Source organism: Sphingobacterium humi, from assembly GCF_009768885.1.
Classification (GTDB): domain Bacteria; phylum Bacteroidota; class Bacteroidia; order Sphingobacteriales; family Sphingobacteriaceae; genus Sphingobacterium; species Sphingobacterium humi.
The window spans coordinates 305,329-323,481 of record NZ_WSQA01000002.1; the positions used below are offsets into that span (position 1 = coordinate 305,329).

Genomic DNA, 18,153 nt, shown 5'->3' on the forward strand with positions numbered 1-18,153 from the left:
AATTACCTATGATCTGTATAACAGATTGTAGGTAGCTTTTCATATAGATCTGACAAGACCTCTTTTGGAACTTCTTCCAATTGTTGGATAGCCTTCGCTAAGTCATCCATTTGTGCTTTCGTACGAATACCAGCAACTACAGTTTTCACGGCTTTTTGTGCTAAAGGATAGGCTAAAGCAAGGGTTAATGGGGCTAGATTATATAAATGTGCCGATGCCTTAATCATTGATTGTGCCTTAGCCACCGAGGCTTCATCTAAGCTTAAGTAGGCTTTTGCAGGTTTATCGATTAATAGGCCTTGTGCCAGAGCACCGCGAACAAAGACTGCTACATCAGCTTCTTCTAGCTTTTGCAAATATTCCTCAGGCCGTCTATCTAACAAACTATACTGCATTAAATTAGTCGAAATACGGCCATCTTGGGCATACTTAAGGAATACATTGGGTCGAATGGAAGAAATGCCGTAAGCTCTTATTTTACCTTGTTCCTTCAACAACGCAAAGGCTTCTAAGATATCATCAAACGGATCATCAAGGGTGCCACCATGCAGTTGATACAGATCAATATAATCGGTTTGCAAGCGTTGTAAACTTGCTTCAACAGCCTGTAAGATGTATTGCTTTGAGGGTTTCCATTCCCAACCTGAACCATCTGCTTTCCAGCTATTCCCTACTTTGGTACCCAATAGCCAATTCGAGCGATTATCTTTAATCAGGGATCCGATAAGCGACTCATTCTGCCCTTGATTGTATAAATCGGCTGTATCCACGAAATTAACTCCGCATTCCTGCGCCTTATCGAGGATGTAACGGGAGGTCGAAGGATCTTGATAATCCAAAGACATAGCGCCAATAGAAATTGCGGATACAGCTGTATCCAAACCTTTTATACTAGATTTCCTCATGTGCTTCTTTACTTACAATTTTGAGTAATTCTACTTCAAAAATCAAAGGACTAAATGCAGGAATAGGACCACTTTGGCGTTCGCCATACCCTAAGTCCGAAGGAACAACAAAACGATATTTACCGCCAACCTTCATTAAGGGAATCCCAATTTTCCAACCTGCAATCACTTCATCCAGGGAAATGCTAATCGGTTCATTCCGATCATAGGAATTATCAAACACAGTACCGTCTGGCAAGGTGCCTTTATAATGAACAACTACCTCATCCGTTGGTTTGGGTTGAAGACCTGTCCCCTCCTGCATGACTTGATATTGCAATCCTTCAGGCGTTACTTTTACACCTGCCTTTTGTTTATTCTGGTCTAAGAAGACCTTCGCTTTCGCCTTTAAGGCTTCATTGCGTTCATCTTGAACACGCGCCATGCCTCTACGAATGATTGTATTATTAGCCTCTTCATCAAATAAAGGGGCTTTACCATCCAGCATATCTTGAATAGCCTTGGTTAATACAGCCTTGTTTAAAGGCAGCTCCATACTTTTTAGGTATTTGCCTAAATCTTGGCCTAAGGCTTGGGACAAAGAATCATTCGAGTTTTTTAAAGATTGGGCCGATAGGCTAGAAAACATTAAAAAGGCGAGGAAGAGGCTGAAAATATACTTCATGTTAGGTGTGCTTATTAATAATTTTTTCGATAATTGAGGCGGTACAATCTGGATAATCTACCGTTACTCTTGATTTAGCGTTTAACCAAGCCTCCATATCGTATTCGTATTTCTTTTTCAATGATTTTATGACTGGCACCCCAATCTCCTCTAGGGAGGCTGCATTCAGGTGTTGTTCGTATTGGTTCTTCATCGGAATAACCAATAGTTTTTTGCCCAAATATAAGGCTTCTGCAGGCGTTTCAAAGCCTGCCCCACATAATACGCCCGATGAACTGGCCATACTTTGAACAAAGGCATCGCTATCAATCGGATTGATGGCTACATTCTTATGTTTAAACGGTCGTTTATTATGTTTAGAGTAAACAATCCATTCAATATCAGAAAAGCGGGTTAACTGTTTAATTAAATGGGCATCATCGTAAGAAGGAAGATATACGGTATAATGGCCCTTATCTACCGGGTCTAATTGTCGCACGGCCTGTCGGATTACAGGCGTAAAGATGTGATTTGCATAAGACTTAAAGTGAAAGCCATAGGAACTGGTCGAGGGCGCGTAGTTTTTCATAATAAACCGTCCCATCATATCATTTTCCTCGGGTTTGGGACTTGCCGGGTCGAAGGCACCAATTTGATGGCTTAATCCAATACAACTCTTCTCCTTAAAATAACAACCCCAAGCCGAGATAGGCTCAAAATCATTGATGACCAAATCATAGTCTTCCACGGGAACAGAATTAACCTCCTTCACAAACTTGCGAACGGTAGAAGCCATAAAGGTTTTCCATAAATCTACTCCACCCGATTTACCAAAAATAAAACTTAAACCATGATACCTGTATTTCACTTCAAAGGGTAATTCAATATCAGCTTGAATACCACTTACCAGTACATCTACCTGACCATAAGCCTGAAGACAAGGAATAATGTCGATCGCCCTGGTTAAATGTCCATTTCCTGTACCCTGTACAGCATATAAAATTTTCATTCAGCAATTTGATTGAGCCCGAAAATAACGAAAATCGATTAAATCTTCTTAATTAATTCATTTATCTTTTCATTTAAATGGCTATATTTCTATAGCTTAACCGCTATCGTCATGAAACGCATTTTGACGCTCCTGATTTTTATCCTATTGGCACTCAGCCTACAATCCTGGGGCTTTTTTGCTCATCGTAAAATTAATGAATATGCGATATATACCCTTCCTATCGAAATGGCGGTATTCTTTAAGAAAAACAGCTACACTTTAACCGAAAGAGCAATCAATGCGGATAAACGAGTGTATGTAGATAGCAATGAAGCTGTCCGCCATTATATTGACTTAGACCGCCATAAAGACCCCATCGACTCTCTAATGATTCCATGGTTTAAGATTAAGCAAAGGCAAAATCAGCAGGATATTTTGCGTAAAGGAATCGTGCCATGGCAAGTACAACTTACTTATCAAAAGTTAACCCAAGCTTTCATAGATAAAAACAGCAAACGTATTATACACTATGCCGCTGATCTGGGGCATTATGTAGCAGATACGCATGTTCCCTTGCATACCAGTAGTAATTACAATGGCCAATTCAGCGATCAAATTGGGATTCACGGCTTATGGGAAAGCAGACTTCCTGAATTATACTTCCATAGCTATAACCTTTGGGTTGGAAAACCCCAATACGTTGACAAGGTTAGTGATATGGCTTGGCAGGCCGTATTAACAAGCCATGCTTTAGTAGATTCAGTATTAAGCTTGGAACAAGAACTAACGGCAGCTAATTCGTTGCTGTTTAAGAAGGCGTATGTTCTTCGAAATCATATGATCCATTACAGCTATAGCGAAACCTTTTGTGAACAATACCATAACGCTTTAAATGGTATGGTGGAGCGACAGATACGAGCATCTATAAAAGCCGTCAGCTCCTTATGGTACAGTGCTTGGATCGATGCTGGTCAACCAGACCTGAAAGACCTCCCCTTGCGTGACGTGGAAAACCAGGATTCTCCTATCCTGCCCGAATAAAAGGCCATCAGAACTAGCATTGAAGCTATTTTACTAGGATATTTTATTTACCTTTGGAAAATTTTTAACCATGTCATCGACAAAGTTTTTATTCTTATTCGCGCTAGCGCCAAGCTATTTATTTGCCCAAGAAACAGACACAACACGCATTCATGAGGTTATCATTCAAGAAAACAGACTTCAAATTCCATTTGACCAACGCAACAGAAATATCCAAATTATTAGCCAGGAAGAAATTCAACAATTGCCTAGCCATAGTTTAAATGAGGTATTGCGCTACGCTGCTGGTGTAGATATTCGACAGCGTGGGCCCTTCGGTACCCAAGCAGACATCGGAATTGATGGCGGAAGCTTTGACCAGACCTTAATTCTTATTAATGGGGTAAAACTTTCCGACCCGCAAACGGGTCACCATATGCTTAACCTTCCAATCGCTTTATCTGAAATACAACGCATTGAAATTCTACGTGGTCCTGTATCGCGGATTTACGGTATCAATGGGCTTACAGGAGCTGTCAACATCGTGACCAAGCAACCGGAGTCGCACCAAGTGTTTGTTCAGTTAAACGGTGGAAGTTCCTTTAAAAAAGTTGAAGAAGAAGCTGGTAAAGATGGAATGTATTATAGCAACTCGCTGCAATTAGGCGGATCCTTTGTCAAAGAAAAGCACCAGCATCAGCTATTCTTTGGTAAAGAATACAGCAACGGACAACGTTATAATAGCAGTAGTGATAATGAGAAACTTTACTACCAGAATGGTATCCAATTTGCACCCGATCATAACCTGCAGATGATGGCAGGCTATATCCATAATAGTTTTGGTGCCAATGGCTATTATGCAGCACCTGGCGATAAAGAATCACATGAGGTGGTAGAAACCGTGTTCTCGAGCATCTCCTCCCATCATCAATTCAAGCGTTGGTACCTAAGTCCGCGCATTAGCCATCGATACAATGAAGACGACTATCGTTATTATCGTAATGACCTTAGCAAAGGCCGTAGCAAGCATTATACGCACAGTTTAACGGGAGAACTGCATGCTCGGTATCAAACTAACCTAGGAGACTTAGGCTTGGGCGCAGAAGCACGCTATGAAGACATCAGCAGTTCAAACATCGGAAAACATACGCGTGAGAACTTCGGGTTCTTTACGGAGTTCCGAACCACTAAATTTAAACGCTTTGATATTAATGTAGGTGCGTATTTAAATTACAACAGCGATTATGATTGGGAAATCTTTCCAGGGATCGATGTAGGCTATCAGGCGACAGATCATATTCGTATTGCTGTCAATTCAGGAACCAGTCAGCGTATTCCAACCTTTACCGATCTATACCTGAACCAAAGGCCGGGAAATATCGGCAATCCTGCCTTAAAGAGTGAGTCTGCTTGGCAAAATGAAGCCTCCATACAATATCAAAACAATAACCTCAGCTTGCAGGCTGGTTATTTCTATCGCGATATTAGCCGCTTTATTGATTGGCTTCGGGAGAGTACAGATGTACCCTATCAGGCTCAAAACCTTGGAAACAACAAAACCCATGGGGTATTTACTAACCTAAGCTATAAAAGAAGATTGGCTGAACAACAACAGCTGCACTTTAACTTAGCCTATACCTACTTAAACCCTTCTATCATTAATGATTATAAAAACAGCATCATTAAATATGGTATAGAGAGTCTTAATCATCAAGTGCAGGGTTCAGTGAGTTATACCCTGCATAATTGGACATTCACTTCCGCCAACCGTTGGTTAGAACGCAGTTCCGCAAATCATTACTTCATTGCCGATTTCCGATTGGCTTATCACAAAAATAAGTATAGCGTATTTGCTGATATTCAGAATATTTTTGATGCAAGTTATATGGAAGCTGGTGCCGTGCCGATGCCATCCCGATGGGTAAACCTCGGTCTTCGCTATCAGTGGACTAAATAATAAGAAAGGGCGTACTTTTGCAAGTACGCCCTTTTATCTTTTGAAATCCGAAGATTATAATTGTTTTTCTAATTTCTCTGTTAATACAGATTTAGGCACTGCGCCAATTTGTTTATCGACAATCTCGCCATTCTTAAAGAATAACAAAGCTGGAATATTGCGAATACCATAACGCACAGAAATATCTGGGTTATTATCTACATTCACTTTTCCTACTACTGCTTTTCCCTCGTATTCAGTAGCAATTTCATCAACTAATGGACCTACCATACGACATGGGCCACACCATTCTGCCCAAAAATCAATAAGCACTGGTTTATCTGATTTTAAAACAACCTCTTCAAAGTTGCTATCTGTAATTTCTAATGCCATATTAAATTAATTTATGTTTTACTCCGTTAAATATAAACAAAGATAATGAATACCGCTGTAAATGCGATTTAAACTGATAAAAGATTTTAGCGATAACTTATTAATTCAGGGTATAACGCACGCCTTCAACCTGCTCCAATCCGTCTAAAAGCTCGTTTGTGATATAAATCTTACGTTTCTTAACCGGCATCTCAATCGATAAACGGTCTTGTTCATCCATAATCTTGAATTTCAATTGACAATTCGCCTCCTGCCCTTCCACATGAGCCGTATCAATCAATTGGTATAAATGCGTCATAAACTCCTGATCCAGGATATGCAATGGAAACTGAATAGTAAAGCTTTTAGCCATTTTCTCCCGCAAATCAGAAAGCAATTGAATGCTCTTTAATTCGAAGCCCCAGTTTCCGATCTGCTTAAAGCGCTCTTGTACCAAGCCCCTGATCTGAACAAAATAGCCCTCTTGCAAATAGCCTTTAAACTTTACGTAGTCTTCGCCAAACACCATAATCTCAAAGGAGTCTGAATAATCTTCAATGATAAAGGATCCGAAAGGCTTTCCTGATTTCGCAACCCGATGGTTTGCCAAAGCAATAATACCGCCCAATACCACTTCCTTGTTTTTAATCCGATTGAAGTCCAATAATATCTCCTGATCTACTTCAGCGGCCTTCACTTTATTGATTAATTGCAAATCCGTTACGTTGTTTACACAGAAATGCCTCAACTCAAACTTATAATTATCTAAGGGGTGGCTGGTCAAATAAATACCAATCACATCCTTTTCATATTTCAATTTCTCAATTAATCCCCATTGCGGGCAAGGCGTTAAGCTAGGCTCTGGTAATTCTACTGCGCCACCTGATCCAAATAAACTTACTTGAGCAGAATTCTCATTCTCCTTATGCTTATGTGCAAACTTCAAAGCCTTCTCGATACCGCTAGGGTTATCTTGATCGGAATAAAAATATTGAGCACGATGCGTATCGGTAAAAGAATCGAACCCTCCACCGTAAGCTAAGCTTTCAAAGGCCTTTTTATTAATCATCCGTAAATCTACCCGTTTCGCTAAATCGAAAATAGATTTATAAGGCTCGCCTTCCCGACTCTGCACGATGGTCTCTACAGCGCCTGCCCCAACTCCTTTCACTGCACCCATACCAAAACGGATAGCCCCCTCCTCGTTTACTGTAAACTTATAATGAGATTCATTAACATCTGGTCCTAATACAGTTAAGCCCATCCGTCTACACTCTTCCATAAAGAAGGTCACCTGCTTAATATCATTCATATTATTGGATAATACGGCAGCCATATATTCCGCTGGATAGTGCGCCTTTAAAAAGGCCGTCTGATAAGCTACCCAAGCATAACAGGTGGAGTGAGATTTGTTGAAGGCGTAGGATGCAAAGGCCTCCCAGTCAGTCCATATTTTCTCAAGGACTTTCGGATTATGCCCTTTCTCTGCAGCCTGATCGATAAACTTAGGCTTCATCTTATCCAGAACCGCCTTTTGCTTCTTACCCATGGCCTTCCGCAAAACGTCGGCATCACCTTTGGAGAAGCCTGCTAATTTCTGCGACAAAAGCATTACCTGCTCCTGATAAACAGTAATACCATAGGTTTCTGCTAAATATTCCTCACAAGCATCCACATCATAGGTAATCGGCTCGATACCGTGCTTCCGCTTAATAAAGGAAGGAATATATTCCATCGGCCCTGGACGGTATAAGGCGTTCATGGCAATTAAATCCGCAAATACCGTAGGCTTGAGTTCCTTCATGTATTTCTGCATGCCAGGCGACTCATATTGGAAGATACCGATCGTTTCCCCCCGTTGGAATAACTCATAGGTCTTTACGTCGGCAATATCAAAAGCTTCCGGATCTAACTCAATATTATGACGAAGCTTCACGTTTTGAACCGTGTCTTTAATCAGGGTCAAAGTCTTCAAGCCCAAGAAGTCCATCTTCAATAGACCAGCGCTTTCCACCACGGAGTTATCATACTGGGTAACATACAGATCTGAGTCTTTAGCTAAAGAAACAGGTACGAAGTTCGTAATGTCATCCGGTGTAATAATTACTCCACAAGCGTGTATACCTGTATTACGCATAGAACCTTCCAGCACGCGTGCTTGTTTAATGGTCTCCGCTTCCAATCCTGCACCATCAGCCAAGCCTTTCAATCTGTTCACGGCTTCCAGCTCTTCGCTACGCAGCACTTCCTTCAAGGCCTTGTCTTCCATATTAAAGATTTTGCTAAGCTTTAAGTTTGGAATCAACTTCGCAATTTCATTGGCATCGGCTAAAGGCAAGTCTAATACCCTGGCCGTATCTTTAATGGATGACTTCGCTGCCATGGTACCATAGGTAATGATCTGCGCAACTTGCGAAGCGCCATATTTATCAATTACATATTGCATTACACGACCACGTCCCTCATCATCAAAGTCAATATCAATATCGGGCATGGAAACCCGGTCTGGATTTAAGAAACGCTCAAAAAGCAAATCGTATTTAATGGGGTCGATATTGGTAATTCCCAAGCAGTAAGCGACAGCCGATCCGGCGGCAGAACCACGTCCTGGCCCTACAGAAACCCCCATCTTACGCGCTTCAGCAATAAAATCCTGAACAATCAAGAAATAACCTGGGTACCCGGTCTTTTCGATCGTCGCCAGTTCAAAATCCAAACGCTCGCGGATATCATCTGTGATTTCCGGATAACGCTTGGCTGCACCAGTATAGGTTAAATCCCGTAAAAAAGCATTCTCACCACGCTTACCGCCATCAACTAGATCTTCAGCATGCTGGAATTGCTCAGGGATTTCAAACTTCGGTAATAAGACGTCTCTGCTAAGGGAATAGGTTTCCACCTTTGCTAAAACTTCTTCAATATTCAGTATAGCTTCAGGCAAGTCAGCAAAGACCTTTTTCATTTCGTCTGCCGATTTAAAATAATACTCTTGATTGGGTAGGCCAAATCGAAAGCCACGGCCTCTACCTTTCGGTGTTGCTAGCTTTTCTCCATCCTTCACACATAATAAGATATCATGCGCGTGCGCATCTGCTTTATTGATATAATAGGTGTTGTTCGTTGCAATAAGCTTCACATCATGCTTCTTAGCCAAAGGAATCAAGGCTTCATTCACCCGATTTTCATCTTCCTGCCCATGACGCATTATCTCAATATAGAAATCATCTTTAAAGCGTTCCTTCCACCACAATAAGGCTTCTTCCGCTTGATTCTCTCCAATATTTAATAATTTACTAGGCACTTCACCCTGAAGGTTTCCAGAAAGCACAATAAGGTCTTCAGCATATTGCTCCACCACCGCGCGGTCAATTCGCGGAACATAGTAGAAGCCTTCTGTATAAGCTATAGAGGCCATCTTCGCTAAATTATGATAGCCCTTTTTATTCTTTGCTAGAAAAACAATCTGATAACCGTTGTCTTTCCGTGACTTATCTTTTCTGTTTTCACACACGAAAAACTCACAACCTACAATGGGTTTAATGGTTGTGCCTGAAAACTCTTCGCCTTTTTCTTCCGCCTCTTTTTTCTTCGCTTCGACATCCTTATTATGCCCCAACACTTTATTTACAAAGTGGAATGCCCCCATCATATTCCCATGGTCGGTCATCGCTACAGCAGGCATTTGTTGTTTAGCAGCAGCCTGCACGAGACTATCTATAGAAATGGTGGATTGAAGAACTGAAAACTGCGTATGGTTATGCAAATGCGCGAATTCAGCATCTTTTAAGGCTTCTAAGGTCTCCGCATCAATGGTAACCTTCGGTGCATCCGGTTCCGTTTTCGCCCGAATAGCATCCGATGCCGCTTTTAAGTTGACGTGTTTAAGTCCAACCGGGGAAATAACATCCGGGTTATGGTCCTTAAACTCGACAAAATATCCCGTATCAACCTGAAGTTCTTCAGGTTTAAAAACCTGCCTCCGGACAAGCTCAAAGAAACAACGTGTTGTTGCTTCCACGTCAGCCGTCGCATTATGCGCTTCAGCGAAAGGAACAGCGAATAAATAAGAATGGAGCTCCGTTAGGTTCGGCAACTTAAATCGCCCCCCACGTCCCCCGGGTAGTTTTAACAAATCAGCTGTTACTTCCGTACAGGTATCCAAAATAGGCATGCTGCCCATTGGACTCTCCACCCCGTAGCGATATAGCTCAGAGCCCATCACATTGATATCGAAGCCAATGTTTTGTCCTACTACGAACTTTGCTTTGCCTAGTGCTTCATTAAATTTAACGAGCACCTCGGTCAAAGGAATCCCTTGTTCTTCAGCGAGCGCTGTAGAAATACCGTGTATTTTCTCTGAATCATATGGAATGTTAAATCCATCAGGTTTAATCAAATAATCCTGATGTTCAATCATTCGCCCCATCTCATCATGGACTTGCCAAGCAATTTGGATACATCGCGGCCAATTATCCGTATCTGTTATTGGCGCATCCCACCGCTTCGGCAACCCTGTAGTTTCCGTATCAAAAATAATATACATAGCATCTTCCCTCTAGAACAAACAAAATTACTCATTAAATACGTAAAAAAAGGAGCTTTTAGAAAGCTATCCTTCCGAAAGAATCGATTTAACAGCTTCTAAGTTCTTAGCCCGGTCATTATCAAAATCTATAAAATAAGGTGCCTGCCAGGCTTTCGTCCTTTCTGCTAGTTTATTAGGTGGAATAACCCAATCCGGATACAGTCTAAAACCTCGCTTACCCTCATTTTCTTTTACAGATAATACCTGTTGGCTGGCAAGCTTATTTTTGGGAAAAAGAAAAAAGCCCGATCGTTCCTTCCCTTCAGACCATATGATAACAAAATCAAAATGATCACGGATGTCAAAAGGAACAGATACCCGAGCCTCATTACGTTTCCACAGGACTACAAATTGACCTGCCTTCTTTGGCGTTTGTTTAGATTTTCTAAATTTAAAGGCTTGCCCGCCCAGTTTAAAATTAAAACCCGCATAAGCTTTACTGTCCGCATCCTCCAACAGTTCTACAATGGCTCGCCCATACAGCTCAGAAAGCAAATCATTTAGTTTAGTTAATTCCTTTATCATTCATTAAAGCCTAAAAATAAAAACGGTTGCCATATTCCATTGACAACCGTTTTCAACTATTTTAATTAAAGAGATGTTGTTGCTTATTTCAAGATCACAACTTCTACTCTTCTATTTTTTTGACGTCCTTCCGGCGTTTTATTATCAGCTACTGGCTTTGATTGGCCTAATCCTTTAATACCAATACGGGCATCCGCAATACCGGCATCCACTAAAAATTTCTTAACGGAAGCAGCACGCTTATCCGATAACCATTGGTTATACTCAGCGGTTCCGGTAGCATCGGTGTGGCCATCCACGCGGATTTTCGATTTCTTGCTATCATCTTTTAACACTTTCACCAATTTGCTTAATTCTTTTTTCGCATTCTCCGTTAGGTAGGAGGAATTGGTATTGAACAATAAATCTGAAGAAATAGAAACTAAAATACCTTCATCCGTTTGCTTCACATCATTAAACTCGCGTTTAACGTTTTTCAAACCGTCATCTGTACCATCCTGACTCACCACAGCGCCTGGATTCACCACCATGGATTGTTGTTTACATGAAAAAAAAGTTAAGCTTGCGACTACGGCAAAAGTTATAAAAGGGATCCGCTTCATTGTTGATTATCTTTATTGCTGTTGTAAATATAATGTTTTAAACCTAATTATTTCACTTCTTGAAAAGCCTTTGTTCAACGCCTTGAATTTCAGGAATCTGCTGATACAACTTCCAGATCAATCCTGTTTTCGCATTTTCCATCAGTACAACCACATTCGATTGATTGCTTGCTTGGTACTCATCCGACACATCATTACTGCGCAAATCTATCCAAGAACGAAAGCCATATTCTGTAAATAAGGATTCTCCAAATTCATGATATAAGGAATAGATGGATTTCTTAGCTTTGCCAGCATCTAAGAATATGCTCGCAATGGAAATCGCTGGGTTAATCCGATAGCTACCAATACTATCATGGCGTTGGTGGAATCCCCAAATATCCGAATTCGTCGTCCCTACCCCTATCTCATTATCCCGACGCTTAACAATTCGCGAATAATCTGCTACAATTTGGCGCAAATCCATATTGGCAACCTTGGCCAATCTAGGGTCAATAGTTGTGAATGGGCGATACATCGTTAATAGATTTCCTTCAGCCGGCCCAAACGGCACTCGCACGCCATAAAGAATCGTGTCCTGCAAGGCCGAGACCAATTGCATAGAATCTCGCGTAGGCTGACTACTTAAGTCCGGGAACAAGGACATTTGACGCATAAAGTCGGTAATAACGGTATCCGTAACAATGGGCTCAGTCTTTCCTATTGCTTTATACTTATGGGTTATGGCATCTGCAAAAGCATTGGTAGGAATATTAAATCGTGTAGATGCCATGGCTAACATATAGGCATTCAAACCCACATTCACCCCTACAATGGGATCCGTATTGAAATAGTCGTCTAGTAAATCGACTTTAGACCTTAACACCATGGGGTTATTTGGCAAGGTTACTGCCTTCCAATTCATGCGTTCCCAGATATCTGAAATACCACGTCGAATATCTTTCTCCGCCTGCTCATCACCTTTCAAATATTGTCGAACCACTAATAAGGACTCCATCAAGGCTGCGGAGGCTTCCACATCATATTGCGGACGACGGCCAAAATATTCAGGCAATCCTTTTCTTCCATCAAAATAGGCAGGGAAAAAGCCATGTTTATGCTGCGCCTTGGCCAAAAAGTTTACCACCCGCTGCACCCTGTTGATAAATAAGGATTTACTAATAAAGCCTTTTTCAACACCCACCAATAGACTTAAGATGGCACCGCCTGACTCACGTACTGATACCGCTGCTTTATCCTTCATCCGGAAAGGCATATATAGCCCCGAGTTGATATCGAAATTCTCAACGAAGTAATTAACGTGCGCCAATTGAATCAGGTTGAAGAAAGCTTCTTCCGTAAGTCCCTTGGGTGTCACTTCCAATACTTCCGAAAAGGGTGATTCCCGATAGTTGAAGTCTACCCAAGCAATTTTATAGTAGTATTTCTTATCCAGAATAGGTACATAGTCTAAGCAGCGAAGCATGTATGTAGGTCGAATCGCAATCGGTGCAAAATCTTTATTATCTGTAGAGCGATAGATCTTTACATAACGAATACTCGGTGTTAAAGGCACCTGCCATTGCAAATCAACATGGTTGCCATAGGCTGTTGCTTTGCCTAATACGGCGGCTGAAGTTAATGGAACCTTGGAATAATTAGCGGGTAAAAACTCCATTTGATCCAAAAAGAGATGATGCATGCTTGGGCTTTCGTTTAATTGCCTTAACAACACGCCTGAAATATTATCCTCCAGATTCAGACCGGCAAAATCTTTTACCGGAATCCGAACACTTAGCCAGCTGTTATTATTGTAATCTTCAATATAGTTTTGAATGGCTAAACTCACCGACTGGTTCTCACCCTGTTTGATAGAAATGGAAGGCAAATGTTCTGCCTTCGTTTGGTCGGAACCCACATATAGTTTAAAGCTTAAGAAATCATCCGCCCCTAAACGATAATGAAACTTCTGGCGGCTGTAGCGAATTAACACACGCCAATCGCCATTCGTTTGCGACAAATACCGCAAGGATAAGGCATTACCAGGTGTGAAAAATAAAGTGTCGGATACCAATAGCTGTTTGTTCACATTTTCAACCCAGCTTGCCCCACTATAATCGACCACGCTTCGCGCATACGAACCTTTAACCAAGCTATTGTCAAAGACAACTTCCGGATAGGTCTCCGCCTTTGCCGACCAGCTAAACATTAATAAAAGAAAAATAGGTAGAAGTTTAAGCCGCATATCATTCTAATAAACGCCCAAAAATAATGAAAATTCCATCCAGAAACGATAAATAGCCCCATTATTCTGTTTCGCAATAAAATTATTACGCACATTTTAAGCCTGTTGCAAGAAATGTGTACGAATTATTTTTGCAGTTAAGCAAATCTCTCTATATTTGCAGCACGTCAAGCGAAAGTAGCTCAGTTGGTAGAGCACAACCTTGCCAAGGTTGGGGTCGCGAGTTCGAATCTCGTCTTTCGCTCAGTTGCCTAGGTGGTGGAACTGGTAGACACGCAGGACTTAAAATCCTGTTCCCGTTAAGGGAGTGCGGGTTCGATTCCCGCCCTAGGTACTTGGATAAATAGCTCATCTTGCGATGAGCTATTTTAGTATAAAGTACTTTGTATTTAGTACTTAGACCTTGTTTGGGATCAGTTTCAAAACCTGTGGACTAAGCAAATAATTTGGTCAATCTAAATAAGAAAAAGTTGACATCTCCTACACCTCTGAACTGACTTCTGAACGCCTTTATCTTAGCATTAAACGATTCTGCTGAGGCATTAGTACTTCTGTTATCAAAGTAGTTCAGGATGTTTCTATAATGGTTCTTTATCGTCCTGGATACCGTATTGAATGATTTGAATCCCGAGGCCTCAACATGCTGATGCCATAGCCCCAATTTGGCATAGGCTACTCCCTTGTCCTTGATACTGTTATAGATCCACGATAATCTCTGGCTTAATTCATAGGCCTTTTCTAGATCTGGGTAGAGCTCAAAGAGTATCCCGGCTCTTTCCTTCTGGTCAGGAGTCCATTTGTTCTAGGACTTATAGAGCAGGTACCTAGATCTTGCCAACAGCTGCTTAAGGGTATCGCCATTGGGTAATATCTTTGCGGAATAGGGCTTCTGGAGCTTACGGCCCTTCTCAATGGCCTGGTTTTCATCATCTATAGCCTTCCATCGATGCTTTATCCTGATTTCCTGAAGTGCCTCTGTAGCCAATTGCTGAACATGGAAGCGATCTGTTACCTGAACTGCCAGTGGAAAGCATTTCTTGGCGATAAGCCCCATGTTTCCTGCAAGATCCAGCGTTATCTCCGATACCTTTTTACGTAATCTTTCCGGGATGCTTTGAAGGATGGGAATGATATTCTCCGATTTGGTGCCGTTCAGGATGGCGATAATGGTTCCCCTTTTGCCGCGAGCACCCTTGTTGGTGACCACGGTATAGAGCTCTCCCTGCGACAGACAAGTCTCATCAATGGAAATATGGCTGCCAATGTTCTCTGGAAAAACAAGGCCTTCACGAGCGTTCTCCCGGTGTTCCCAATCCTGAAAGCCACTCAGCTTATTTCGGTAGTAACGCCTTAACTTACTGGCTGATATACCATAGAAGGAACTGATCGTTTGGATGCTATGAGCCTGATTGTCCGCTGATACCTTTTAAAAAAGCCGCGAAATCCTGTGTGATACGCGTCCCTTTGGCTACTAACTCCCAATTCCTACTAACTACTTTATTGCTGTCTTGATTGAGCCATCTGCGACGCTTGACATGTAAGTAAACTTGTTGTCCACGAATAGGGAAATCCTGTAGGGTAACAGGTTCAAAGAAGCCTTTCGATGTCAGTTTATTCTTTTGAAATTCTTCAGGAATGACATTCATCTCTTCCAAGAAAATATCCAACCGACCCGCTTCTTGCGTATAATGGGTCATCTCAAAATAATCAGAAACTCCCTGTGGAATAATAAGGGGCATGAGGGCTTTAAATGAATCGTGCATCTGGTAAAATTTCAAACACGAATATCCGATTATTTTTTGTCCTCTCCACAACTTTTGTACATGATCCCTTGTTTGGATCATCCTGTTAATGCTCATTTAATAAAAATATTCGTACTATCAGGCTTTCTTGAAAGTTTACTGAAATTAAACGTATCTTGAAGCAATTGTTTTTCATTATCATAATGATTCAACTTTTCTGTTATTACAAAAGTAGTATCATTTAGAACTTTTCCCATCCGAATGACTGTCTTCATTCCTCCACCAGATGAAGGCTCCCAATTTTCAATTTTGATACTATCTCCAACCATTGTGAATATACCCCATAAATTTGCGTCTCTTTTACTTTTTCCACTATTCTTGTATCTTTCATATAAATATGCTGCTCTATTATTGACACTATCGGCTCTTAATGTTTCTCCACCTATAAAAACACCGTTAGAATAAAATATATAAACATTATAAGAATCTAATTCTTTAGCTACGCCATAAGCAGTACTATTTTTTACACTATCATAAAACATAGCCTTTCCCCTCAATTTATAATAACCATCAAAACACAACTTGTTATCTGTAATATTTTTAGGTGCTAACATCATTTTCTGGTTCATACAATTTGTTAACAATATAAAAAACAATGTAATTGATAAAAATATTCTTGCCATGTTGTATTGTGATTATTTAACATTAATCCATTTTTGTCCTATATATTGGTCTGGATTACTTCCATCCGTTGTTAAGTACATCCCCATTTACATACAATATATTAAAACCATAAGAAAATAAAAAGGCCCACCATCACGATGAGCCTTCCAGGTAGTATCAAGTTACATACCCCCCATTTTTTGATTCCACTACCGGAATTGGGCGCAAACTATTCCCATCCCGGATTTTGAACCAGATTTTTATTTAACACAAGATCTTCCAAAGGAATCGGTGAGAAATAATCCCTACCTTCTTCAAAAATTCCATTCTGAGGAAAGGGATCTAAATTCCCGGCATTTGCCTTTTGTTGACCAGTAATCGGATCCCGTAAAGTTCTTTGTTTGATGTTGATCATGGACGTAACAGACGATGGTGCACCTGCTGTACTACCGCTATGTAGAAACACATCGGCTTGCCCATCTCCTGTCCAATCATGCGCCCCTAAGCCAGAGAAATAAACGCCAACCATCGGTTTTGTAAGCTTCGTTCCCTCCTTCCAGCGCATTAAATCATCCCAACGTTGGCCCTCATTAAATAATTCTATCCGTCGTTCTCGCCGAATTTCTAAGATAACGCCCCTATTGGCTGATCCAACATGCGGATACATATCCACTAAGAACGGATCAGGATTGCTGTTTGCATTGGCCAAATTTAAAGGAGGCATCCCTGCTCGCGTACGCAACTTGTTAATCGATTGATCCAGATCACTCTGGGTCAGGGTGCCCAATTCAGCCTTCGCTTCCGCAAATACCAATAAGGCTTCGGCATAACGGAATAAGATAATATCAAATACAGAGGCACCACTAGCCCATTGAGCACGATTTGGCAAGGCTTTGATAAGTCGGTAACCTGTGGTTGTTAAATTTAAGATGACAGGCTCGTTCTTGGTTTCTCCGTTCACCCGGAAATCAGGACCAGCCGTAGTTTGTGTCAGACGAGGATCCCGCTGTTGCATTTCATCATAGAAAGAAAACGTTTTGTAATTTGCACGATCGGTGAAACGAGAACCATCCGCCATTAAATAGCTATTCACCATATCCTTCATCATCCCATAGGCGCCAAGAGTAGGCGAAGTAAAGGTATTGGCGGTACTATGCACCTTTAATCCCAATTCATAATCAACGGCTAATATCGTTTCCACGGCATCTTGCTTGTCCCTGGCAAATAAATTCCGATAAGATGCTTGAGGTCCCCCGTCGGTAAACAAGGTATATCCGCCAAGGCTCATCAGTTCATTACTGGCCTTCACCGCCTCATTCAAAAACTTCTCATGTCCTGGAATTTGATGGTATTTTCGAAAAGTCCCTTCAAAAAGAGCTACCCTGGCTTTCAAGAGCAAGGCCGTATATTTCGTTATTAAATTCAATTTCTTCTCCTTCGGAATATACTGAATGGCATAATCTAAATCCGCTAATACCGAGTCCATCACCAAAACTCGGGAGTCCCGAGGTTTATACAAGTCCGGATCCTTGGCATCCAATACCTTGCCATACCAAGGCACATCTCCAAAAGTCTTCACTTTATCGTAGTAGAAATAAGCTCGAAAAAAACGCGCAATTCCACTGTATTTTTCCCGAGCCGCTTGATCGGATACTTTATGGTAATTCGCTAGGAAGTAATTTATTTTCCGCAAGTTGCCCCAGGCCCATCCGCCGGAACCACTCGTCACAGGAATAATCCGATTTCCTTTTACCCGGTTCGCCGGATTTAAGGGCATGATATTATCCGAACTGGCATCATCAGCATACACTTCCGTGGTTAATAACATGGTATAGAAGTCGTTACTGGCCACTTCTAAATCTTTTGCTGTATTAAAAAAGTAGGGCGCTTCCACCTGATCTTCCGCAGGGCGTTCCAAAAAATCTTTATTACATGACGCAAGCAT

General features: G+C 41.3%; 13 protein-coding genes, 2 tRNA genes and 1 pseudogene. 4 read left to right on the forward strand and 12 right to left on the reverse strand.

Features of this window, described 5'->3' with window-relative positions:
- Window positions 1–2 precede the first annotated feature (2 nt).
- From GQF63_RS03665 to GQF63_RS03675, 3 genes are read right to left on the reverse strand one after another with little or no spacing between them, the layout of a single operon-like run.
- Window positions 3–905, reverse strand: coding sequence for an aldo/keto reductase (locus tag GQF63_RS03665; RefSeq protein ID WP_160367759.1), 903 nt, complete (start codon window positions 903–905; stop codon window positions 3–5).
- Window positions 892–1,569 (reverse strand): FKBP-type peptidyl-prolyl cis-trans isomerase, encoded by a 678-nt coding sequence (locus GQF63_RS03670; protein ID WP_160367760.1) that lies wholly within the window; start codon window positions 1,567–1,569, stop codon window positions 892–894. Before GQF63_RS03670 ends, GQF63_RS03665 begins: the two co-directional genes overlap by 14 nt.
- A gap of 1 nt (window position 1,570) precedes the next feature.
- On the reverse strand, window positions 1,571–2,557 hold the full coding sequence (locus GQF63_RS03675; protein ID WP_160367761.1) for a glycosyltransferase family protein: 987 nt from the start codon (window positions 2,555–2,557) through the stop codon (window positions 1,571–1,573).
- A 111-nt stretch (window positions 2,558–2,668) separates the two neighbouring features.
- Between GQF63_RS03675 and GQF63_RS03680 the strand changes: the two genes are divergently transcribed.
- Both GQF63_RS03680 and GQF63_RS03685 read left to right on the forward strand, forming a co-directional pair.
- Window positions 2,669–3,580, forward strand: a complete 912-nt coding sequence (locus tag GQF63_RS03680) for a zinc dependent phospholipase C family protein (protein ID WP_160367762.1) — start codon at window positions 2,669–2,671, stop codon at window positions 3,578–3,580.
- 70 nt (window positions 3,581–3,650) lie between these two features.
- Entirely contained in the window at window positions 3,651–5,516 is a 1,866-nt protein-coding gene (locus GQF63_RS03685) for a TonB-dependent receptor plug domain-containing protein (protein WP_160367763.1), read from the forward strand.
- A gap of 54 nt (window positions 5,517–5,570) precedes the next feature.
- On the opposite strand, the gene trxA is transcribed toward GQF63_RS03685, so the two are convergent.
- From trxA to GQF63_RS03710, 5 genes are all read right to left on the reverse strand, one after another.
- Window positions 5,571–5,888: a thioredoxin gene (trxA, locus tag GQF63_RS03690; protein WP_160367764.1), complete on the reverse strand. Its 318-nt coding sequence runs from the start codon at window positions 5,886–5,888 to the stop codon at window positions 5,571–5,573.
- Window positions 5,889–5,988: 100 nt separating this feature from the next.
- On the reverse strand, window positions 5,989–10,410 hold the full coding sequence (dnaE, locus tag GQF63_RS03695; protein ID WP_160367765.1) for a DNA polymerase III subunit alpha: 4,422 nt from the start codon (window positions 10,408–10,410) through the stop codon (window positions 5,989–5,991).
- 66 nt (window positions 10,411–10,476) lie between these two features.
- Entirely contained in the window at window positions 10,477–10,977 is a 501-nt protein-coding gene (locus GQF63_RS03700) for a MepB family protein (RefSeq protein ID WP_160367766.1), read from the reverse strand.
- Between the two features lie 83 nt (window positions 10,978–11,060).
- A complete protein-coding gene (locus GQF63_RS03705) occupies window positions 11,061–11,507 on the reverse strand; it encodes an OmpA family protein (RefSeq protein WP_246163264.1) in 447 nt (148 codons plus the stop codon).
- A 124-nt stretch (window positions 11,508–11,631) separates the two neighbouring features.
- Window positions 11,632–13,803 (reverse strand): glucoamylase family protein, encoded by a 2,172-nt coding sequence (locus GQF63_RS03710; RefSeq protein WP_160367768.1) that lies wholly within the window; start codon window positions 13,801–13,803, stop codon window positions 11,632–11,634.
- Window positions 13,804–13,974: 171 nt separating this feature from the next.
- On the opposite strand from GQF63_RS03710, the gene GQF63_RS03715 reads away from it, so the two are divergent.
- Both GQF63_RS03715 and GQF63_RS03720 read left to right on the forward strand, forming a co-directional pair.
- Window positions 13,975–14,047 (forward strand) — tRNA-Gly (locus tag GQF63_RS03715).
- A gap of 5 nt (window positions 14,048–14,052) precedes the next feature.
- Window positions 14,053–14,137: transfer RNA gene (locus GQF63_RS03720), tRNA-Leu, on the forward strand.
- Between the two features lie 99 nt (window positions 14,138–14,236).
- Here GQF63_RS03720 and GQF63_RS03725 read toward each other — a convergent pair.
- From GQF63_RS03725 to GQF63_RS03740, 4 genes and pseudogenes are all read right to left on the reverse strand, one after another.
- Window positions 14,237–15,199: pseudogene (locus tag GQF63_RS03725) on the reverse strand (ISAon1 family transposase).
- Window position 15,200: 1 nt separating this feature from the next.
- The gene (locus GQF63_RS03730; protein ID WP_212592406.1) at window positions 15,201–15,566 is read right to left on the reverse strand and encodes an ISAon1 family transposase N-terminal region protein; all 366 of its coding nucleotides are present in this window, start codon (window positions 15,564–15,566) and stop codon (window positions 15,201–15,203) included.
- A gap of 92 nt (window positions 15,567–15,658) precedes the next feature.
- Window positions 15,659–16,228, reverse strand: coding sequence for a hypothetical protein (locus GQF63_RS03735; protein WP_160367769.1), 570 nt, complete (start codon window positions 16,226–16,228; stop codon window positions 15,659–15,661).
- Window positions 16,229–16,437: 209 nt separating this feature from the next.
- Window positions 16,438–18,126, reverse strand: a complete 1,689-nt coding sequence (locus GQF63_RS03740) for a RagB/SusD family nutrient uptake outer membrane protein (RefSeq protein ID WP_246163266.1) — start codon at window positions 18,124–18,126, stop codon at window positions 16,438–16,440.
- Window positions 18,127–18,153 lie beyond the last annotated feature (27 nt).